The 20,539-nt window shown below is 65.0% G+C and carries 15 protein-coding genes and 3 pseudogenes; 14 read left to right on the plus strand and 4 right to left on the minus strand.

Translation table 11 applies throughout. From position 1 onward, the window contains the following. Positions 1 to 341: 341 nt before the first annotated feature. The 7 genes and pseudogenes from H3V53_RS37565 to H3V53_RS37595 all read left to right on the plus strand — a co-directional run bounded on the left by H3V53_RS37565 (position 342) and on the right by H3V53_RS37595 (position 6,501). Positions 342 to 1,216, plus strand: a pseudogene (locus H3V53_RS37565) (alginate O-acetyltransferase AlgX-related protein). A 5-nt stretch (positions 1,217 to 1,221) separates the two neighbouring features. Then, the gene (locus tag H3V53_RS37570; protein ID WP_336602154.1) at positions 1,222 to 2,292 is read left to right on the plus strand and encodes an MBOAT family O-acyltransferase; all 1,071 of its coding nucleotides are present in this window, start codon (positions 1,222 to 1,224) and stop codon (positions 2,290 to 2,292) included. Next, positions 2,229 to 2,828: an MBOAT family O-acyltransferase gene (locus tag H3V53_RS37575; protein ID WP_336602155.1), complete on the plus strand. Its 600-nt coding sequence runs from the start codon at positions 2,229 to 2,231 to the stop codon at positions 2,826 to 2,828. The genes H3V53_RS37570 and H3V53_RS37575 overlap by 64 nt, the downstream gene beginning before the upstream one ends. Positions 2,829 to 2,861: 33 nt before the next feature. Next, positions 2,862 to 3,098 (plus strand): acyl carrier protein, encoded by a 237-nt coding sequence (locus H3V53_RS37580; protein WP_336602156.1) that lies wholly within the window; start codon positions 2,862 to 2,864, stop codon positions 3,096 to 3,098. A gap of 7 nt (positions 3,099 to 3,105) precedes the next feature. Beyond that, a pseudogene (locus H3V53_RS37585) lies at positions 3,106 to 4,601 on the plus strand (D-alanine--poly(phosphoribitol) ligase). After that, a complete protein-coding gene (locus tag H3V53_RS37590) occupies positions 4,573 to 5,508 on the plus strand; it encodes an alpha-amylase family protein (RefSeq protein ID WP_419539699.1) in 936 nt (311 codons plus the stop codon). Before H3V53_RS37585 ends, H3V53_RS37590 begins: the two are co-directional and overlap by 29 nt. Before the next feature lie 51 nt (positions 5,509 to 5,559). Then, positions 5,560 to 6,501 carry an endo alpha-1,4 polygalactosaminidase gene (locus H3V53_RS37595; RefSeq protein ID WP_336602157.1) on the plus strand — a complete coding sequence of 314 codons (942 nt, stop codon included), beginning with the start codon at positions 5,560 to 5,562 and terminating at the stop codon, positions 6,499 to 6,501. A 26-nt stretch (positions 6,502 to 6,527) separates the two neighbouring features. On the opposite strand, the gene H3V53_RS37600 is transcribed toward H3V53_RS37595, so the two are convergent. After that, positions 6,528 to 7,163 (minus strand): LysE/ArgO family amino acid transporter, encoded by a 636-nt coding sequence (locus H3V53_RS37600; protein ID WP_336602158.1) that lies wholly within the window; start codon positions 7,161 to 7,163, stop codon positions 6,528 to 6,530. A gap of 122 nt (positions 7,164 to 7,285) precedes the next feature. Here H3V53_RS37600 and H3V53_RS37605 point away from each other — a divergent pair, with 122 nt between their 5' ends. Further along, a complete protein-coding gene (locus H3V53_RS37605; RefSeq protein WP_336602159.1) occupies positions 7,286 to 8,179 on the plus strand; it encodes a LysR family transcriptional regulator ArgP in 894 nt (297 codons plus the stop codon). Positions 8,180 to 8,210: 31 nt separating this feature from the next. Here H3V53_RS37605 and H3V53_RS37610 read toward each other — a convergent pair. Beyond that, positions 8,211 to 9,562, minus strand: a pseudogene (locus H3V53_RS37610) (NAD(P)/FAD-dependent oxidoreductase). Positions 9,563 to 9,691: 129 nt separating this feature from the next. On the opposite strand from H3V53_RS37610, the gene H3V53_RS37615 reads away from it, so the two are divergent. From H3V53_RS37615 to H3V53_RS37625, 3 genes are all read left to right on the plus strand, one after another. After that, positions 9,692 to 10,645: a LysR family transcriptional regulator gene (locus H3V53_RS37615; RefSeq protein ID WP_336602160.1), complete on the plus strand. Its 954-nt coding sequence runs from the start codon at positions 9,692 to 9,694 to the stop codon at positions 10,643 to 10,645. 260 nt (positions 10,646 to 10,905) lie between these two features. After that, positions 10,906 to 12,492 carry a purine-cytosine permease family protein gene (locus H3V53_RS37620; RefSeq protein ID WP_336602161.1) on the plus strand — a complete coding sequence of 529 codons (1,587 nt, stop codon included), beginning with the start codon at positions 10,906 to 10,908 and terminating at the stop codon, positions 12,490 to 12,492. 103 nt (positions 12,493 to 12,595) lie between these two features. Further along, entirely contained in the window at positions 12,596 to 13,987 is a 1,392-nt protein-coding gene (locus tag H3V53_RS37625; protein WP_336602162.1) for an NAD(P)/FAD-dependent oxidoreductase, read from the plus strand. 785 nt (positions 13,988 to 14,772) lie between these two features. Here H3V53_RS37625 and H3V53_RS37630 read toward each other — a convergent pair. Next, positions 14,773 to 15,144: a cupin domain-containing protein gene (locus H3V53_RS37630; protein WP_336602163.1), complete on the minus strand. Its 372-nt coding sequence runs from the start codon at positions 15,142 to 15,144 to the stop codon at positions 14,773 to 14,775. Positions 15,145 to 15,302: 158 nt separating this feature from the next. Between H3V53_RS37630 and H3V53_RS37635 the strand changes: the two genes are divergently transcribed. Further along, a complete protein-coding gene (locus H3V53_RS37635; RefSeq protein ID WP_336602164.1) occupies positions 15,303 to 16,730 on the plus strand; it encodes an aldehyde dehydrogenase family protein in 1,428 nt (475 codons plus the stop codon). Positions 16,731 to 16,732: 2 nt separating this feature from the next. Here the strand turns inward: H3V53_RS37635 and H3V53_RS37640 are convergent, their stop codons facing one another. Beyond that, positions 16,733 to 17,683, minus strand: coding sequence for a LysR substrate-binding domain-containing protein (locus H3V53_RS37640; protein ID WP_336602165.1), 951 nt, complete (start codon positions 17,681 to 17,683; stop codon positions 16,733 to 16,735). 127 nt (positions 17,684 to 17,810) lie between these two features. On the opposite strand from H3V53_RS37640, the gene H3V53_RS37645 reads away from it, so the two are divergent. Both H3V53_RS37645 and H3V53_RS37650 read left to right on the plus strand, forming a co-directional pair. Further along, positions 17,811 to 18,983: a M20 aminoacylase family protein gene (locus H3V53_RS37645; protein ID WP_336602166.1), complete on the plus strand. Its 1,173-nt coding sequence runs from the start codon at positions 17,811 to 17,813 to the stop codon at positions 18,981 to 18,983. Between the two features lie 16 nt (positions 18,984 to 18,999). Then, a complete protein-coding gene (locus H3V53_RS37650) occupies positions 19,000 to 20,370 on the plus strand; it encodes an MFS transporter (RefSeq protein ID WP_336602167.1) in 1,371 nt (456 codons plus the stop codon). Positions 20,371 to 20,539: the final 169 nt, after the last annotated feature.

The following is a 20,539-nucleotide window of genomic DNA, read 5'->3' on the forward strand; positions in this document are numbered from 1 at the left end:
CGCAGCCCGATACGCAGCCCGATACGCAGCCCGATACCCAGCCCGATACCCAGCCCGATACCCAGCCCGATACCCAGCCCGATGCGCACGCCGACCCGCGGCCAGGCGCGCATCGGCGCATTGCGTGGCTGGTCGCGCTGCTGCTCGCCATCGGTCTTGCCGGCGCGGCGGCGTCGCTCGCGGCGCAGTGGCGCGCGGGCGCGTCATTCGACCTGCACGGCTGGCGCGACGGGAGCCTCGGCCGCAGCGTCGATCGCGCGATCGACGTGCCGTATGCGCGAGCGCTGCATCGGTGGCAGGCGGCGGCGCGTTATCGCCTGTTCGGCGACCTCGGCCAGCAGGTGCGCGAGGGCTGCCCCGGCTGGCTCTTCTACGCGGACGGCCTGAGCGCGCCCGCGCAACGGAATGCCATCGACGCGCACATCGCCGCGATGCGCCGCTATGCCGAGGCGCTGCGCGGCATGGGCATCCGCCTCGTGGTGGTGACAGCGCCGGACAAGGCGCGCGTCGAGCGCGAGGCGCTGTGCGGGCTGCGCCAGCACGCGCGGATGACGCAGCGTCTCGACGCATGGCAACACGCGCTGAGCGCGAGCGCGTCGAGCACGTCGATCTGCTGCCCGCGCTGCAAGCCGCGCGGCCCGCGTTCTTTCGTACCGACGTGCACTGGAATGCGCGCGGCGCGCAGGCGGCCGCGCAGGTCATCGGCGCGGCCGTGCTGCCGATGCTCGGCGCGCGCGGCGAGACCGTCTTCTCGCATACGACGGCGGCGCCCGCGCCGCGCGTCGGCGATCTGCTGACGCTCGCCAATCTCGATGCCGTGCCCAACGCGTGGCGTCCCGCGCCCGACATCGTCGCCGTCGAGACCCTGCAGCCGCAACGAAGCGGCGGTCTGCTCGACGACGGTCCCGCCGCCGACGTGCTGCTGGCGGGCAGTTCTTTTTCACGTCGCAGCGCCTTCGCCGGGCGTCTGGGCGAACAGCTGGGACGCGAAGTGTGGAACGTCAGCCTCGACGACGGTCAGTTCGACCGCGCGTTGCAGGCCGTCTGGCGCGACCGGGCGAACTGGCCGAAAAGCGTGCGCGTGGTGATCTGGGAGATGTCGGAAGACGCGCTGTCGATGCCTGTCGACGCGCCATCTTCCGTGCCGGAAAGCGCACAGGCGACCGCGCGGGCAAGCTCGCACGCAAGCTCGCACGCGAGCGGCCAACGGGACTGACGCCGATGCTATTCAATTCGTTCATCTTTCTCACGCTGTTCCTGCCGCCCGCGCTCGCCGGCTACTACCTGCTCGGCCAGCGCTGGCCGCGCGCGGCGGCGGCCTGGCTGTGCGGCGCGTCGATCGTGTTCTACGGATGGTGGACGCCCGCCTTTGTCGGGCTGCTGATCGGGTCGATCGCGTTCAACTACGCGATGAGTTGCGCGATCGTCGCGGCGCCCGCGGCATCGTCGCGGCGGCGCTGGCTGCTCGGCCTCGCGATTGCCGCCGACCTCGCGCTGCCGGTGCGCTACAAGTATCTGGCCGCGCTGCTGACGGCGCTCGTGCATGCAAGCGGCGTGGCGCCTTCGGGCTGGATAGAGCAGGGCATGCACGACGTGATCCTGCCGCTTGGTATCTCGTTCTTCACCTTCACGCAGATCGGCTATCTGCTCGACTGCAACGCGGGCATCGTGAAGGAGCGCGATCTGCTGGGCTACGTGCAATTCGTCACGTTTTTTCCGCATCTGATCGCCGGGCCGATCCTGCATCACAAGGAAATGATGACGCAGTTCGCGCAGCCGCAAACATATGGGCTGCGCGCCGAAAATCTGTCGATCGGCGCGTTCGTGTTCACCCTCGGGCTCGCGAAGAAAGTGCTGTTCGCCGACACCATCGCGCCGTATGCCGATGCCGGCTTTGCTGCGCCGCACGCGTTGCAATGGCTCGCGGCGTGGGGCACGTGTCTCGCGTACGCGCTGCAGCTGTACTTCGATTTCTCCGGTTACTCGGACATGGCCGTGGGCCTCGCGAAGATGTTCGGCGTGCGCTTTCCGCTGAACTTCCATTCGCCGTTCAAGGCGGCGAGCATCATCGATTTCTGGCAGCGCTGGCACATGACGCTCACGCGCTATCTGACGGCGTACCTGTATTACCCGCTGGCGATGCGCATCAACCGGCGCGCGCGGCGCGCGGCCTGCCCATCGGGCGGCTCGCGCAGCGCACGGCAAGCGGCTTCGTGGCGACGGTCGCCGTGCCCACCTGCTACACGATGGCGCTCGCGGGCATCTGGCACGGTGCGGGCTGGCAATACCTGATCTATGGCGTGCTGCATGCGGCCTATCTGACGGTGAATCACGCGTGGCGCGCATGGCGCGCGGGGGCGCCCGCCGCTGCCACGCCCGCGAGCGGCTTTGCGAAGCGCGTGCGTCATGCGGGCAATGTGCTGCTGACTTTCGCCGCCGCGCTCGTCGCGTTCGCCTTCTTCCGCGCGCACGGCGTCGGCGATGCGCTCGCGCTGTTGCAGGGCATGGCGGGCCTGCGCGGCATTGAAGCGCCCGACTGGCCGGCATGGGGCGCGGCAGGAATGAACCTCGCCGACTGGCTTCATCTGGTGGCGGGCCGCTCGACGCTCGCGTTGCTGATCGTCCTGTTGCTGGCGATCGTCTGGTGCGCCCCGAACTCGCATCAGCTGATGGGGCGCTTCTCGCCCGCGCTCGAACGCGCCGCCGACGACGCGCGCGCGCTGACATGGCGTCCGTCGATGCGCTGGACGCTCGCGATGCTCGGCGTGCTGGTGTTCTGCGTCGCGCAGTTGCATGGCGAAGTGCGCTTTCTCTATTTCCAGTTCTGATTGCCCCAACCGTTTTTGCGCAAGGATCACACCATGACTCAACACCAAACGCTGCACGCCGACGTAACGTCGCTGGTCGAATCCGTCGTGCTGCGCGGCGTGCGCCACGATGAGCTACTGCTGGAAACGGGCCTCGTCGATTCGGTGCTGGCCGTCGAAATCGTGCTGGGCGTCGAGATGCAATTCGGCGTGCGCATTCCGCCGACGGAGATCGCCGAGCATCTGGCCAGTGTCGATGCGCTGAGCGCGTTCGTCGCCGCCAACCGCTAGGCACGCGATGCGATTCGATCTGCACACGAGCCGCTTTGTCGACACGGACCTGCGCGCCGATGCGTGGGCCGTGATCGGCGCCGATCGCGCGCTGCGCTGGCGCGAACTTGCGGAGTCCGCCAAGGCGTGGGCGCGGCGGGCCCGCGAGCAGGGCTTCGCCGCGGACGTGCCGGTGATCGTGCGCGGCCACAAGGAAGCCGCGTTTGTTGTCGCGATGACGGGCGCGCTGCTGCTGGGCGCGCCGTTCGTGCCCGTCGATACGATCTATCCGGACGAACGGCTGCGGCGGATCGCGCAAACGCTCGGCGCGCGCGTCGCTTTCGATGCGGCGGCCGATGCGTTCGTCCCGCTCGATCCGCAGCACGACACGACGCACGCCGAACGGGACGCACCGCACGCCCACGCCGCGGGCGTGCCGTTGCGCGAGAAAAATCTCGCCTACGTGCTGTTCACGTCGGGCACGACAGGGGAGCCGAAGGGCGTGCAGATCGGCCGCGAAAGCGTCGCCGCGCTCGCCGAATGGATGGCGCTCGACTTCGCGCTCGGCGCATCGCCCGTGTTTCTGAATCAGGCGCCGTTCAGCTTCGATCTGTCGATGTATGAAGTGTTCGGCACGCTCGCGCTCGGCGGCACGGCCGTGCTCGCGTCGCGACAACTGGCTTCGCAGGGCGGCGGATTGCTCGACGTGCTGGCGCGTCATGGCGTGACGACATGGGTCTCGACGCCGTCGTTCGCGCAGCAGCAGCTGCTGAACCCGGCGTTCGCACAGGCCGGCTTGCCCGCGCTCGCGACGTTCCTGTTCTGCGGCGAGGTGCTGCCCGTCACGCTCGCGAAGCATCTGAGCCAGCGTTTTCCCGCCGCGCGCATCATCAACACGTATGGACCGACGGAGGCGACGGTCGCGACCACGTGATCGTCGTCGACGACGCCGTGCTCGCGCGGCATCCGCGTCTGCCCGTCGGCTACGCGAAGCGCGACGCCGCCGTGTTCGTCGACGAAGGCGAGTTGTGCATCGCCGGGCCGCACGTGATGCGCGGCTATCTGAACCGCGACGACCTGAACGCTGAGCGTCTGTTCGTGCACGAAGGGCAGCGAGCGTTTCGCACGGGCGATCTCGGTTCCGCCGACAGCGACGGGCTGTTGTTCTGCCATGGCCGCATCGACGATCAGATCAAGATCGGCGGCTACCGGATCGAGCTGATGGAGATCGATGCCGCGTTGCGCGCGCTCGGCGGCGTGACGAGCGCGGCGGCCGTGCCGTTGCGTCGCCCGGATGGATCGGTGGCGCGCATCGTCGCTTTCATCGCGACCGGCCGCGACGACGGGTGTCTGCCCGACGCGCTTGCCGACTGGAAGGCGCGGCTCGCCGAACGTCTGCCGCCGTATATGATTCCATCAGAGCTGCTGGCGCGCGCGGCGTTACCGGTGTCGATCAACTTCAAGATTGACCGTGCGCGGCTTGCCGGGGAATACCGTGACGCACACCTACAAGCATCGCACTGAACCGACGCCTCGCCCGTCCACGCAGGCGCTGCCGCCGTCCCCTCGCCGGCGCGCGCTGCTCGCCGCGGGCCTCTCCGCCGTGCTGACGGGCGGCTGTTCCGCCCCGCGTCCGGGCGACCCGTCGTGGGCGCAGGGCGTGGTCTGGCAACCCGACAACGATCACATCGATCCGCATGGCGACTGGCAGGCGCTCGGCGTCACGGACCTGCTCGTGCAATGGACGGCCGTGGACGACGTGTCGTTTCTGCCGGGCACATCGTCGCAGCACGACGCGTCGTCGGCGCCGCTGCACCCATCGGAACGGCTGCCCGACTGGACGCGCATCGCGGACGAACCGTGGGCGCGCAATGTGATCGTCGGCCTGGCAGGGCGTTTCGATGAATCCAGCGCACGCGCGCAGGCGGCGCGGCTCGTCGAGCAATCGAAGCGTCTCGTCGCTGCGCGGCCGCCCGTTCATATCGACGGCTACTACTTTCCTGTCGAAGTCGATCCGACGTGGCAGCATGCGGCTGCACTCGCGCCGTTGCTGGATCAGCTGCCCCGGCCGCTGTGGATCAGCGTGTACGACAATACGAATATCGGCGGGGCGGCGCTCGCTGCGTGGCTCGACGGCTGGCTGCCGCGCGATGTCGGCGTGTTCTGGCAGGACGGTTGCGGCGTGTATGCGCGTGGCCCGGCTGCCGCGCGCGAGTATGCCGACGCGCTCGCCGCGCGTCTTGGCAAGCCGCGCGTGCGCCTGATTGCCGAGGCGTTCCGTCCGGCCCAGGGCGGCGGCTTTCGTCCGGCGAGCGCGGCGGAGCTGGCGCCGCAACTGCGCGCGTATCGCGACTTTCGGACTTACCTGTTCGACGGTCCGCATTACGTGTCGCCGCAACTCCTGCAGGAACTGCGCAACACGCTCGGCTGAAGCGCCCGGCGCCAGCACGCGAAACGTCACAACGACACAGCGGATACGGCCATGACAGCCAGTTCTCTTAACCAGCCGGGCGTTTCGTGGATCGTCGTCGCGTGTGCGGCGGTCGTGATCCTGCTGATGTCGGTCGCGTGGCTTCGTCCCGCGCTTGCCGCGTGCAAGCGGGCGTCGGCGAGCGGCATCGGCGCCGTGGCGTTCTTCTATGGCGCGCATGTCCGCGCGGAGCAGTTCGAATCGTTCGATACCGTCGTGATCGAGCCCGACAGCGGCTTCGATCCACGCGCGCACACGGCGCATTGCCCGAAGTGGTACGCGTATGTGAGCGTCGGCGAAGTGGCGCAGCAGCGGGCGTATTACGCGAAGATGCCGAAGACGTGGTTCGTGAAGAGCGACCCGTCGCATGAACGGGCGCTCGTCGATCAGGGCGCGCCGGGTTGGCCGGCGTTTTTCGTCGACGAGATCGTCACGCCGCTGTGGGAGCGCGGCTATCGCGGCTTCTTTCTCGACAAGCTGGATTCGTATCGGCAGGTCGCGAGGACGGACGCTGCGCGCGCCCACCAGCGCGCGGGGCTGGTCGCCGTGTTGCATGCGCTGAAGGCACGCTATCCGCAAGCGCAGCTGATACTGAACCGCGGCTTCGACATCCTGCCGCAGGTGCACGATCAGGTCGCGGCCGTCGCGCTTGAGTCGCTCTTCGGCAGTTGGGAGCCGTCGAACCAGCGCTACGTCGAGGTGCCGCACGACGATCGCGAATGGCTGCTCGGCCAGGCGCGCGAGATACATGAGCGCTACAGCCTGCCCGTCATTTCGATCGACTACTGCGCGCCTGACGACGATGCGTGCCGCCACGACATCGTGCGGAAAATCGGTGCGCTCGGCATCGTGCCGTATGTGACGGACGGCGGCTTGCAGACGATCGGTGTGAGCAACGCGCTGCTCACGCAAACCGAGCCGGAGCCGCTCGCCAAGGTGAGCTACAAGCGGTAACGGGCGCTAGCGGACGTTTACGCGCATCAACGCAACTGCGCGACAGCGAGCAGCAACACCATGCTGCCGATCGCGCCATCCAGCACGCGCCACGCCGTGGCGCGCCGGAACAGCGGCGCGAGCGCGCGCGCCCCATAACCCAACGCGACGAACCAGATCGCGCTGACGGACATCGCGCCGATCGCAAACGCGGCGCGCGTGCCTTGCGCTTCGCGCGCGCCTGCCGTGCCGATCAGCAGGAACGTATCCAGATAGACGTGCGGATTGAGCCACGTGAACGCGAGCGTCATCAGCACGATCGGCAGCGCGCGTTGCGCGGCGGGCGCGGCATCGCTTTTCGCGCGGGCGTCCGCATCCGTGTCGAGCACGGCATGACCGGGCCGCAACGCGCGCATCAGCGCGCTGATGCCGAACCACGCGAGGTACGCGAGCCCCACGTACAGCAGCGCGTGAATGAAAGTGGGGTAGCGCTCGACGAGCACGGATGCGCCGCCGACGCCCGCGCCGATCAGCAGAAAATCCGACACCGTGCACAGCAGCACGATCTTGCCGATGTGAGAGCGCATGATGCCTTGGCGCAGCACGAACGCATTCTGCGCGCCGATGGTCACGATCAGCGACGCGCACAACGCGGCGCCATGCGAAAAAGCCAGCCAGTTCATGATGTATTGAGAGTGGGAAGAATCGGATGCGTGAGTGTGAAGCGATCGATAGAATAAGAGAAGCTAATTTCGATAACGCCGCTTAAGCAACGCTAATTCAAGCGCCAATTCAAGGAACACTTATGCTCGACTATGCCCTGCTCGATGCGCTTGCAGCCGTCGTACGCCACGGCTCGTTCGACCGCGCGGCCGCTGCCCTCAACGTGACGCCGTCTGCCGTCTCGCAGCGGGTGAAATTGCTGGAGGAGCGCGTGGGCAGCGTGCTCGTCAAGCGCGGTCAGCCTTGCACGGCGACGCGCTCCGGGGCGCTGCTGTGCCGGCACACGGAACGCGTGCAATTGCTGGAGGCCGAATTGAACGGGCGCATGCCCGAGTTGCCCGGCGCGCTGCTGGAGCCGTGGCCGACGCTGCGCGTGGCCGTCAACGACGACAGTGTGGGCACATGGTTCGTCGACGCGATCGCGGACTTCTGCGCCGAGCGCGGCATGCTGCTCGATCTGGTGATCGACGATCAGGACCATACCGCGGAGCGCATTCGCGACGGCAGCGTGCAAGGCGCCGTGACGACGCAATCCGAGCCGGTGCAAGGTTGCCGCTCGACACGCCTTGGGCGCATGCGGTATCTCGCAGTGTGCACGCCCGCCTATTGCGAGCGCTATTTCGGCGAAGGCGTCACGCGCGACACGCTCAAGCGCGCGCCGTGCGTCGATTTCAATCCGAAGGACCAGCTGCAGCAGCGCTTCGTGCGCAAGATCACGCGCGCCGAGTTCGACGCGCCGACGCACTGGATTCCGCATGTCTCCGGTTTTCTGCGCGCGTGCGCGACGGGGCTGGGGTGGGGCATGTGCCCGGAGCGGATGATCGCCGCGCAGCTCGAAAACGGCGAACTGATCGACATGGCGCCCGGCAAGCATCTCGATGTCGATCTGTACTGGCAAAGCTGGCGGCTGTCGATCGGCTGGCTCGACGATTTCGGCGCGGCGCTGCGCACGCGGGCCGCCGAGTTTCTCGACTGACCGCTCGCGCAGCGTTTGCGTCGCGTCTTGTTTAATGAAGCCGGATCACGGGATGCACCCGGCGCCGCAGCCAGTGGCTCGCCGTATCGAGCGTCATGCGCGCGAAGCCGGTAAGCGTCATCACGTGCCGCCGGTAGATCAGCCGGTACACGACGGTGGCGAGCCATCCGTCGACATACACGGACCGCTCGCGCAGGCCGCTCAGGCTGCCGATCGTGCCGACATCGCCGAAGCCCACCAGCGTGCCCGCGTCGCGATACGTGAACTCGGGCAAGGTCTCGCCGCCGACGCGGTGCTTGAGCGCACGCGCCAGAAACATCGCCTGCTGATGCGCAACCTGCGCGCGTGGCGCGAGAAATCCATCGGCATTCGCGGGACATGCCGCGCAATCGCCTAGCGCGAACACGTTCGCGTCCGATATGGTTTGCAGCGTGCGGCTCACCAGCACCTGCGCGTTGCGGTTCGTTGCAATGCCGTCGAGCACGCGCAACACGGGCGGACCGGCGATACCCGCTGTCCAGATGGCGATGTCGCTCGGCAGATGCTGACCGTCGTGCGTGAGCACGGCATCGGCGCGCACTTCGGTGACGCGCGTGCTGGTCAGCACATCGACGCCGAGTCCGCCGAGTATCCGTTGCGCGCGCGCTGAAATACGTTGCGACAACGCGGGCAGCACGCGATCGGTGCCTTCGATCAGGCGAATGCGAAAGTCGCGCTCGGGGTCGAGGGCAAAGAGGCTGTAGCGATGCATCAATCGGATGCTGTCGCGCAGTGCCGCCGCGAGTTCGACGCCCGTCGCACCTGCACCGATGATGTTGATCGACACGGGCTGCACCTGCTGCGCGCCGCTCAAGCGCCGCACGTGATTGGCGCGCGTGCAGGCATCGAGCAGCTTGCGCCGGAACGATTCGGCATGCGTGACGGATTCGAGCGGCAGCGCATGCTCCTGTGCGCCGCGCACGCCGAAGTAATTCGTCACGCTGCCGAGCGCGAGCACGAGCGTGTCGAATGCAATGTCGCGCGCGGGCAGCACTTCGCGGCCATCCGCGTCGCGCTCGCGCTGATCGTGATGCGGCGCTCGGCGCGGTCGAGGGCTTGCAGCGAGCCCTGCTCGAATTCGAAGCCGTGGCGCCGCGCCTGCACCGCGTATTGCAGCTGATGCGTGGCGGGGTCGATCTGGCCCGACGCGGCCTCGTGCAGCAGCGGCTTCCAGAAGTGCGTCGGTGAACGGTCGACGAGGACGACTTGCGCGTGGCCGCTCTTGCCGAGCGATTCGCCAAGACGCGTCGCAAGTCCCAGTCCGCCGACGCCGCCGCCCACGACGACGATGCGATGCGGCTGTAGCGTGCTGCTGCCGGCTGTGTGTCGATCGATCGAGGCCATCATGCGTTCTCTCCACTTAATCGTTTCGGATTAGATTGATGCGCGAACTTCATCAGTCAGGCCGAGTATAAAATCGGAAAAAACCGCAGCACAATTTAATGTTTGTACGAAACATATAGGTGAACACTTATGTTAAAGGCGGCAACGTTTCGTCAGCTGAAGGCGCTGCATACAGTGGCGAAGCTCGGCAGCGTATCGGGCGCGGCGCAGGAGCTGCGTTTGACGCAGCCGGCCGTGTCGCTGCAAATCCGCCTGCTCGAAGAGGCGGCGGGCGCGCCGCTGTTGCAGCGCGTGGGCCGTGGCGTGCAACTGACGGCGGCGGGCGAAATTCTCGCGCGCTATGCGCTCGAAATCCTCGACTTGTGGAACGGCGCCGCCGACGATCTCGCCGCGCTGCACGGCGAGCAGGGCGGCACGCTGCGCATCGGCGCGATCACCACGGCCGAATATCTGATTCCGCCATTTCTGGTGCGCTTCACTGAAGCGCGCCCGCAGGTGAAGGTGCAGTTCAAGGTCGGCAACCGCGCGGACATCATCCGCATGCTGGCCACGCATGAAATCGATCTCGCCGTCATGGGCAGCCCGCCGCGCGAACTGCGCACGGTCGCGACGGCATTCGTGAAGCACCCGATGGCGTTCGTCGCGGCGCCTGGGCATGCGCTGATGAAGCGCAAGCGTCTGACGCTCGGCGACCTCGAATCGGCGAACCTGCTGGTGCGCGAGCGCGGCTCGGGCACGCGTTCGACGGTCGAAAACCTGTTCAGGCAGGCGGGCTGCAAGATCCACATCGGCTCGGAGCTGTCGAGCAACGAGGCCATCAAGCAACTGGTCGAAGCGGGGCTCGGCATCTCGTTCCTGTCGCTGCACGCATGCACGCTGGAGTTTCAGGCGGGTCTGCTCGCGCTGTTGCCGCTGCCCGACAATCCGATCGAGCGCGACTGGTACGTCATGCATGTGTCGGACAAGCGCCTGCCGCAGGTCGCGAGTCTGTTCCGCGATTTCCTGATCGAAGAGGGCATGACGGGCAGCGTGCCGATTCCGATGCCGTCCGTTGCGGCCGCAAGGAAGCGCCGCCGCGTGTGAAATCTGCCGAATTCTTTCGACGTTTTGCGCCGCGCGCGCCTGCTTTGCCGCTTTCGAGTGCCGCGCGCCGGCCGCGAAACGCGTTGCTGGGCAAGGCTTCTGGCTTACATCGACGGGTATCGAAGTAAAGGTTGTGCGGCCGATATTTTTGCCTGCTTTGTTTGTCTTTACAGTGGCGGCCAGACATTCGTTAGAAAACGGACGCCGCCTGCCTGCGGCGAGCCGTGGTGATTTCCCTGGCCGTCAGAGGAGTCGGAGACATGAGCAGCAGCATCGAAAGCAACAACAGCATCACGACCGTCGAGACCTTCGGTTTCGAACGCATCCCCGACCGTTCCCGCTACGCGCGGCCCATCGATCTCTTCCGGCTGCTGTTCGGCGGCTGCAATACGTTTTCAACCTCGGTGCTCGGCAGCTTTCCCGTGCTGCTGGGGCTGTCGTTCTGGGCGGGCGTCGCGTCGATCGTGGCGGGCGTGGTGATCGGCTCGTGCATTCTCGCGCCAATGAGCCTGTTCGGCATGCGCAACGGCACGAATGATCCTGTCTCGTCGGGCGCGCACTTCGGCATTCATGGGCGGATCGTCGGCTCGTTTCTCGCGCTGCTCACATCCGTCGCGTTCTTTTCGCTCGCAGTGTGGAGTTCCGGCGATGCCCTGGTTGGCGGCGCGAATCATCTGCTGGGACTGCCCGTCAATGGACTCACGCTGAGTCTTGCATATGGCGTGTTCGCAGTGCTCGTGTTGACGGTCTGCATCTACGGTTTTCGCTTCATGTTGTGGATCAACAAGATTGCCGTGTGGACGGCGAGTCTGTTGTTCATCGCGGGCATCTTCGCTTTCGCGGGTCCGTTCGACAGTCACTACGCAGGCAAGGTCGCGCTCGGCGCAGCAGGTTTCTGGCCGGCGTTCGTGAGCGCTGTGCTCGTCGCGCTGAGCAACCCGGTATCGTTCGCATCGACGATGGGCGACTGGGCGCGCTACATTCCCGAGAACACGCCCAAGCATCGCACGATGCTCGCCGTGATCGTCGCGCAGATCGCGACCTTCGTGCCGTTCTTCTTCGGGCTCGCGACGGCGACGATCATCGCGTCGAACGCGCCTGACTACATCGCGTCGAACAACTACGTCGGCGGCCTGCTGGCAATTTCGCCGAACTGGTTCTTTCTGCCCGTGTGTCTGATCGCGATCATCGGCGGCATGTCGACGGGCACGACAGCGCTGTACGGCACGGGCCTCGACATGTCGAGCATGTTCCCGAAGCTGCTCGACCGCGTGCCCGCGACATTCCTGATCGGCTGCGCGGCAATCGGCTTCATTTTTCTGGGGCGTTTCGTGTTCAATCTCGTCGAGAGCGTGTCGACGTTCTCGGTGCTGATCAACTCGTGCAGCACGCCGTGGATGGCGATCATGATCATCGGCTATGTGACGCGACGCGGCTTTTATCTGTCCGACGATCTGCAGGTGTTCAATCGCGGCGGCCGCGGCGGCCACTACTGGTTCACGCATGGCTGGAACTGGCGCGCGATGGGCGCGTGGATTCCCAGCGCGCTGACGGGTCTCGCGTTCGTCAATCTGCCGGATCAGTTCGTCGGGCCGCTCGGTCAGCTGGCGGGCGGCATCGACATCAGCCTGCCCGTTTCGCTGACGATGGCTTGCGTGCTGTACGTGACGATGCTGCAGTGCTTTCCGGAGCCCGACGGCGTGTACGGGCCGCAAGGCCGGCGCTGGGTGCGCGGCAGCCACAAGGCGACGCATGCGAAGATCAGGATGGTCGAGCCGCGTCAGGCGAAGAGCAACCGGGTGACGGCGCCGCGCGAAGAAGTGTTCGACACGCAGGACGCGGCGTAATAAAACGGACCGTAATAAAGCGGACCGTAATCAAGCGAACCGTAATAAGCGGACGTGCCCTGGCGGCTTCATTGATAAAGACTGGAATTGAGCAGGTGAGAAGATGAGCGAGTCGGTCAAACGCGCATTCGAAGGTGTAAAGCTGTTTCCGTTCTGGCTGGACAATCCGGCGGCGCCCGCCGTCGAGCGCGAGTTGATCGGACCCACGGCGGCCGACCTCGTGATCGTCGGCGGCGGCTTTACGGGTTTGTGGGCCGCGATTCAGGCGAAGGAAAACGATCCGTCGCTCGACGTCGTGCTGATCGAAGCGGGCAAGATCGCATACGGCGCTTCGGGGCGTCCCGGCGGCATCATTTCGACATCGGTGATGCACGGCTTGCCGAACGCGACGCGCGTGTTTCCGAAAGACCTCGACGTGCTCGAGCGTCTGGGCCAGGAGAACCTCGACGGCTTCAAGGAATCGCTCGTGCGCTACGGCATCGAAGCGGATGTCGAATGGAACGGCGAGATGACCGTGGCCGTCGAGGAAAAGCATCTCGGCCATTTGCGGACCGACTTCGAACTGCACGTGTCGCACGGTCACGATGTCGTGCTTCTCGACAGCGAAAAAGCACGCGAGCAGCTGAATTCGCCCTTGTTTGCAGGCGCGATGTGGTCGCGCAACCGCAGCGGCACCATTCATCCCGCGAAGCTCGCGTGGGGCCTGAAAGCGGCCGCGTTGAAGCTCGGCGTGCGGCTGCACGAGCATTCGCCGCTGACGCGTCTCGTCGACGCGGGCAAGAAGATGATCGTGCACACGCAGGCGGGCCGCATCGAAACGCCGCGCGTGCTGCTCGGCACGGGCACGGCGAAGGTCGGCGTGACGGATATCAACCGGCGCGTGATGCAGGTGCGCGATCACATCATCGCGACGAGTCCGCTGACGCATGAGCAGATGGCGCGCATTGGCTGGAAGAATCGCCAGGGTGTGTACGACACGCGCACGCAGCTCAACTATTTCCGGCTGACGAAAGACAACCGCATCATTTTTGGCGGACGGGTGAGCTATCACTTTGGCGGCAACAACAACCCCGCGCAGGATCGCGACGAGTCCACTTATTACAAGCTGGCAGAAGCGTTCTACCGGACGTTCCCGCAACTCGACGACGTGACGTTCACGCATGCGTGGGGCGGGCCGATCGACTACTGCTCGCGGGGCGCTGTGTTTGCGCGCAAGTACCACGGCGGCAAGACGGTGTTTGTCGCGGGTTATACCGGCTTTGGTGTCGCCGGCAGCCGGTTCGGCGCGCGCATGGGGCTCGAAATGCTGTGGAATCGCGATACGTTGATCACGTCGCTGGATATTTCGCGCAAGGGGCCTTCTTATATTCCGCCCGAGCCGGTGCGATGGATCGCGGCGAAGATTACTTTCAATGCATTCGATGGTGCCGACGATCGCGGCGGATGGCGGAGGTGGTGGATTAATTCCATCAAGGCGCTTGGGTTTCCGATGTAGGTTTTTTTTTGTCTGCGACGCTGGTTGGGTTTTTTGCTTTTTTGCTTTTTCGCTTTTTCGCTGGCATCCGCGTTTTGTCTCTGGTTAGTTAGCGTTGCCCCTGTGCGGGGCGGCACCTACTTTTCTTTGCCGCCGCAAAGAAAAGTAGGCAAAAGAAAGCGGGCTCACACCGCCAATCCTTGTCGATTGTCCACGGGCTCTCCATGTCCCCGCACTTCACGCGGCACCGCGCTGTTCGATATTTGTTGCCAGCTTGCTTGCAGTGGCCTCACCCGCTTCATGCGTACGCGCAAACGCCAACCCGATCTGACCTTTATCGCCCTGTGCGGCAAACTCTGTGTAGGTTGTCTCGCCGTAGATGTCAGCGCCCGAATGGTCTGGATATCGCGAAGCGATGGTCGTGTGCAGCGCAACGGCCTACACAGAGTTTGCCGCACAGGGCGCGCGCGATTCACGGGTGTGTGTTGTGACGTGAGTGCGCGAAGCGGGTGAGGCGCGGCGAAATGCGCGCGCAACACACAGTAGCCATGGCGCTAACGAACGAAGGATGGGGACGTTGAGAGCCCGTGGGTAAAAACAAGCACTAGCGGTGTGAGCCCGCTTTCTTTGCTTACTTTCTTTGCGGCGGCAAAGAAAGTAAGTGCAGCCCCGCACAGGGGCAACGCCAAAAGACCGAGGACAAAACGCGGATGCCCGCGAAACAACTAAAGCCCCGCAGACAAAAAACCATCAAACAGAAAAACCGCGCAGAAGAACCGCGCGGTCTTAAAAGCGAAGAGCGAAGCTCACCCACAATACACGATGCTGTACTTCTTGGTAGCAACAGGCATATGCCACGTCCCGGAGAAGCCCTTGTGCAGAATGAACGCCTCACCGGCCTTGTAGCTTTCGCTGCGGCCGTCGTCGCTGGTGATCACCACTTCGCCTTCGATGAGCACGCACACTTCATGGATGGGTAGGTCGGACAGCTTCAACGTGCCGGCATCGCATTGCCATACGCCCGCCGTCAGCACGTTGTCGGCATCGGAAAAAGCGGTCAGGGCATGGGGCGCCTTTGCGCCGTCGAGAATCACATCGGCGGGATCGTGCAGCGCCGGTTGCAGGCCCGAAGCGCCCGGACCCCTGGCGTCGATGCGGGTAAAGGTGATGTTGCTCATGTCGCAGTCTCCAGAATGAATCGCGTTGAAAAACAGATTGATTGGGAACCGGGAGTCTGAGCCAAAGCCGCGCAGCAATGAATTTCGATTTGAAGACATGTAGTTTGAGTGCAGTCGATGTAATGCATCGTTAGCCATCATCGTTTGGAGGAAATCTCATGCAGCACGCCACGCAGTTCTATATCGACGGCAAATGGATCGACCCCGTCGAGCCGCAAACGCTCGATGTGATCGATCCTTCCACGGCCCGACCGTTCGCGCAGATTTCGTTGGGCAGCGCAGCCGATGTCGATCGCGCCGTCGCCGCCGCGAAAGCCGCGTTTGCGTCGTATTCGGAAACCACCGTGCAGCAGCGCATCGATCTGCTGCAGTCGATCCTCGAGGTCTACTGCAAGCGCTACGACGACATGGTCGACGCCATCAGCCGCGAAATGGGCGCGCCGAGGCAGTTCGCGCACGACGCGCAGGCGTGGACGGGCACCGCGCATCTGGAAACGATGATCCGCACGCTGCAGCGCTTCGAGTTCGAGCACATGAAGGGCAGCATCCTGATCCGCAAGGAACCCGTCGGCGTGTGCGGTCTGATCACGCCGTGGAACTGGCCCGCGCTGCAGATCACCACGAAGGTCGCGCCCGCGCTCGCAGCCGGCTGCACGATGGTGCTCAAGCCGTCGGAACTCGCGCCGATGAGCGCAATGCTCTATGCCGAGATCCTGCATGAAGCAGGCGTGCCGCACGGCGTGTTCAATCTCGTCAACGGCGAAGGGCAGGTGGTCGGCGAAGCAATGTCGCGTCACAAGGACATCGACATGATGTCGTTCACAGGTTCGACGCGCGCGGGCGTGCAGGTCGCGAAAGCGTCGGCGGATACGGTGAAGCGCGTGCATCAGGAACTGGGCGGCAAATCCGCGAACCTGATCCTCGACGATGCCGACTTGCGCAATGCCGTGACGCGCGGCGCGCGCGCGTGCTTCGACAACAGCGGCCAGTCGTGCGATGCGCCCACGCGCATGTTCGTGCCTCGCGCGCGCATGGACGAAGCACTCGGCTACGCGAAAGAAGTGGCGGAAGCGCTCGTCGTCGGTCCGGCGAGTGCGCCGTGGAGCGATATCGGACCGGTGATCAGCCAGCAGCAGTTCGACAAGATCGAGTCGATGATCGAAACGGGCGTGCGCGAAGGCGCCGTGCTGGCGGCGGGCGGCCCGGGGCGTCCCGAAGGTCTCGCCGATGGCTACTACGTGCGCCCGACCGTCTTCGGTCATGTGACGCACGACATGACGGTGGCGCGCGAGGAAATCTTCGGGCCGGTGCTGTCGATCCTCGGCTACGACACGGAAGACGAAGCCGTCGCGATGGCCAACGACAGCATCTACGGTCTCGCGGGCTACGTGCAGTCGGCTTCGCTGGAACGCGCGCGCGCCGTCGCGAAGCGCCTGCGCACGGGCACGATCTATCTGAATTACGCCGAGTATTCGCCCGAGGCGCCGTTCGGCGGCTATCGTCAGTCGGGCAACGGACGCGAGTACGGCGAGTTCGGTCTCGAAGACTTTCTGGAGATCAAGGGCGTGGTCGGCTACGCGAAATAGCCTTAAAAAAGCAGCTCGATCGAATGAAACAGACGGCGGCGGTCGGCGTCCTGCGAGCGCGCGCCTTCGTCGATCACTTCGCGCAGGCACTCGATGAACCACGCGCCCGCGGGGCTCGACGGCACGCCGCGCCGCGACGTGATGCTGACAATCGTCTCGTCGACGATCTCGCGTAGCGGCAGCGCCTGCAAGTTCTCTTTTGCGATGCTCACTTCCACCAGCGGCCACGGAAAGATGCTGAGGAAATCGGTCTGCTGAAGCAGGCCGAACACGATCGCGAACGAATGCGCGAGATGGATCGTGTGCGGCACTTTCATGCCGCGCTTGCGGAACAGGTTATCGGACATCGACTCGCGGCTCGCCGGATCCCAGTTCAACACCCATTCGGCGTCCTGCAATTCGTGCAGCGTGCGGCATTCGGCCAACGGATGCCCGCGCCGCGCGACCACGGCCGAGTGCGTCGAAAAGAGCGGCACGTTGTGAAACTCCGATTGCGGCGACGCTGGCGGCGGACGGCCAATCGAAAAGTCCAGACTGCCGTCGCGCAGACGCGGCTGCACGACAGCCAGCAGACCCTCGAAAAATTCCAGTTGCACGTCGGGCATCTTCCGCTTGAAGCGGTTGACCGTCTCCGGCAGAAACGTCAGCGCGAGCCACGGCGTCACACCCACTGACAGCTTGCCCGCCGCCGCGCCGCGCATCGCTTCGAGTTCGGCTTCGGCGCGCGCGAGCTGACCGAGCACGAGCCGGGCATGCACGACGAGCGCGCGTCCGTATTCCGTGAACGCGACGCCCGAGGTGCCGCGTATCACGAGCGGCGCGCGCAGGTCCGATTCCAGCTCGCGCACCGATTTGGTAACGGCGGCCGGCGACAAGCCCAATTGCCGCGCGGCGGCGCGAATGCTGCCCGTTTCGGCGATGGCGGCGAGCGTGTGCAGTTGATGAAGCTTCATCCGTTGGTAGGAACCCTGGGTGGCATCGCAGGTGGCAACTGATGGTTGCCACCGTAACCGTTTCGCGCCTGCCCGTCAAAAAAACGCGCGGCTATGCTGGTTCTACGACATTGAAGGAGACAGCAGCGTGAACACGATGGTCATCCCAGCCGGCATCGCCGATCTCGAAGACGAAATGATTGCGTTGCGCCGCCGCATTCATGCGCATCCCGAGCTTGCGTACGAAGAGCACGTGACGGGCGACCTGGTCGCCGGCAAGCTCGCCGAATGGGGCTACACCGTGACGCGCGGATTGGGCGAGACGGGTGTCGTCGGGCAACTGAAAGTAGGCAGCGGCACGCGCACGCTCGGCTTGCGCGCCGACATGGACGCACTACCCATTCACGAGCAGACGGGTTTGCCGTATGCGAGCAAGCTGCCCGGCAAGATGCACGCATGCGGTCACGACGGCCACACGGCGATGCTGCTCGCGGCAGCGAAGCATCTTGCGCAGGAGCGCTCGTTCGACGGCACGCTGAACCTGATTTTCCAGCCCGCCGAAGAAGGTCTCGCGGGCGCGAAGAAAATGATCGACGACGGTCTGTTCGAGCGGTTTCCCTGCGACGCCGTCTTCGCGATGCACAACATGCCGGGTCATCCGACGGGCAAGTTCGGCTTTCTGCCGGGCTCGTTCATGGCGTCGTCGGATACCGTGATCATCAAGGTGACGGGGCGCGGCGGCCACGGCGCGATGCCGCACAAGGCTGTCGATGCTGTCGTCGTGTGCGCGCAGATCGTGCTCGCGTTGCAGACCATCGTGTCGCGCAACGTCGCGCCGCTCGACATGGCGATCATCACGGTCGGCGCGATCCATGCGGGCGAAGCACCCAACGTGATTCCTGAGATGGCGGAAATGCGGTTGTCGGTGCGCGCGCTGAAGCCCGAAGTGCGCAGCTATCTGGAAATGCGCATTCAGGAAGTCGTGCATGCGCAGGCGGCCGTGTATCACGCACACGCCGAGATCGACTACCAGCGCCGCTATCCTGTGCTGGTCAACGATGCGCAGATGACAGCCTTCGCGACGCAAGTCGCGCGCGACTGGGTTGGTGAGGAAGGCCTGATCGCGAGCATGCAGCCGCTGACGGGCAGCGAGGATTTCGCGTTCATGCTCGAGCAATGCGCGGGCGCGTATCTGATCATCGGCAACGGGGACGGCGAGGGTGGCTGCATGGTCCACAACCCCGGCTACGACTTCAACGACGATTGCCTCGCGACGGGCGCCGCCTACTGGGTGCGTCTCGCGCAGGCGTTTCTCGTCTGACGCGCGGGAGACTGACATGGTCTATACAGCAGCAACGTCTGCCTCTACGCCGGATACGGGCGCTTCTGCAACAGGCGCTTCCCCAACGGCCGATGCGCATCCGCAACGCGCGAGCCACGCGAAGGCGATTGCGGCGATCACGCTCGGCAACGGCCTCGAGTTCTTCGACTTCACGATCTACAGCTTCTTCGCGACGATCATCGGCAAGCTGTACTTCCCCGTCGAAGGGCAACTGACTCAACTGATGCTGGCCGTGGGCACGTTCGGCGTCGGCTTCATCATGCGGCCCGTGGGCGGCGTCATGCTCGGCGCGTATGCGGACCGCGCGGGACGCAAGGCGGCCATGAGCCTGACGCTGTGGCTGATGACGCTCGGCTCGGCGATCATCGCGTTTGCGCCGACGTATACATCGATCGGCCTTGCCGCGCCCGCGCTCGTCATTCTGGCGCGGCTGATTCAGGGCTTTGCGCTGGGGGGCGAGATCGGCGCGTCGACGTCGCTGCTGCTGGAGTACGGCAGCACTCGCACGCGCGGCTTCTACGGCAGCTGGCAGTTCGTGAGTCAGGGCCTCAACACGGTCGTCGGCTCGCTGCTCGGCGTCGCGCTAGCCGCGCTGCTGTCGACGCACGCGCTCGAAAGCTGGGGCTGGCGCGTCCCGTTCGTGATCGGCATGGCGATGGGGCCGATTGGCGTGTATATCCGGCGGCATCTCGACGAAACGCTGCCGCTGCCTGCGTCGACGAACGGGTCTTCGGCACTCGAGGCCGCGAACGTCGCGCGTCCGGTGCGCGAGATCGTCGGCACGCATCTGGGCTCGATCGCGTCGGGCGTGGTGACGACGATCGGCGGCACGGCGGCGAACTACATCGTGCTGTTCTACCTTTCCACATATGCGATCAAGATCCTGCATCTGCCGATGTCGCTCGCCTTGTGGGCATCGTGGACGGCGGCGTTCGTCACGGTGATCTGTTCGCCGTTCGCGGGTTCGCTGTCCGATCGCTACGGACGCAAACGCGTGCTGTGGATTTCGCGTGTGCTGCTGATCGCGGCCGTGTATCCCGCGTTCATGATCATCAACGCGATGCCGACGGTGCCGGTGCTGCTGGCCGTCGTCGCGGTGCTGGGCGTGCTCGTCGCGTTCACCGCCGTGCCGAACATCGTGATGCTTCCCGAGATGTTTCCACGCGAGATTCGCGCGACGGGGATGTCGATCGTGTATTGCCTTGGCGTATCGATTTTTGGCGGCTTCGCGCAGTTCTTCGCGACGTGGCTGATTCAGCTGACGGGGAGTACGCTTGCGCCGGCGTGGTATCTGATGGGATGTGGTGTCGTGTCGTTGCTGGCGTTGCCGTTTATCCGGGAGACGGCGGGGCGGGAGATAGGGTAGGGGTTCGGTTTTTGTCTGCGACGCTGGTGTGGTGTGCCCGTTTTCGCGGGGGTTGTGTGCTTGCCCTTTCGCGCGGGCATCCGCGATGGCGGTGTTTGCTGCGCAGGCTTTTCTGATGTGTGTTCGCCCTCTGCGCTGGCATCCGCGATGGTGTCTTTGCTGCGCAGGC

Source organism: Paraburkholderia bengalensis (assembly GCF_037126505.1).
Taxonomy (GTDB): domain Bacteria; phylum Pseudomonadota; class Gammaproteobacteria; order Burkholderiales; family Burkholderiaceae; genus Paraburkholderia; species Paraburkholderia bengalensis.

What these genes read in the sequence shown, in the direction of transcription:
- H3V53_RS37600 (WP_336602158.1), bottom strand. Translation starts at nt 7,163, where the DNA reads ATGAACTGGCTGGCTTTTTCGCATGGCGCCGCGTTGTGCGCGTCGCTG.
- H3V53_RS37620 (WP_336602161.1), top strand. Translation starts at nt 10,906, where the DNA reads ATGAGCAGCAGCATCGAAAGCAACAACAGCATCACGACCGTCGAGACC.
- H3V53_RS37595 (WP_336602157.1), top strand. Translation starts at nt 5,560, where the DNA reads ATGACAGCCAGTTCTCTTAACCAGCCGGGCGTTTCGTGGATCGTCGTC.
- H3V53_RS37570 (WP_336602154.1), top strand. Translation starts at nt 1,222, where the DNA reads ATGCTATTCAATTCGTTCATCTTTCTCACGCTGTTCCTGCCGCCCGCG.
- H3V53_RS37630 (WP_336602163.1), bottom strand. Translation starts at nt 15,144, where the DNA reads ATGAGCAACATCACCTTTACCCGCATCGACGCCAGGGGTCCGGGCGCT.
- H3V53_RS37625 (WP_336602162.1), top strand. Translation starts at nt 12,596, where the DNA reads ATGAGCGAGTCGGTCAAACGCGCATTCGAAGGTGTAAAGCTGTTTCCG.
- H3V53_RS37615 (WP_336602160.1), top strand. Translation starts at nt 9,692, where the DNA reads ATGTTAAAGGCGGCAACGTTTCGTCAGCTGAAGGCGCTGCATACAGTG.
- H3V53_RS37650 (WP_336602167.1), top strand. Translation starts at nt 19,000, where the DNA reads ATGGTCTATACAGCAGCAACGTCTGCCTCTACGCCGGATACGGGCGCT.
- H3V53_RS37635 (WP_336602164.1), top strand. Translation starts at nt 15,303, where the DNA reads ATGCAGCACGCCACGCAGTTCTATATCGACGGCAAATGGATCGACCCC.
- H3V53_RS37605 (WP_336602159.1), top strand. Translation starts at nt 7,286, where the DNA reads ATGCTCGACTATGCCCTGCTCGATGCGCTTGCAGCCGTCGTACGCCAC.
- H3V53_RS37640 (WP_336602165.1), bottom strand. Translation starts at nt 17,683, where the DNA reads ATGAAGCTTCATCAACTGCACACGCTCGCCGCCATCGCCGAAACGGGC.
- H3V53_RS37580 (WP_336602156.1), top strand. Translation starts at nt 2,862, where the DNA reads ATGACTCAACACCAAACGCTGCACGCCGACGTAACGTCGCTGGTCGAA.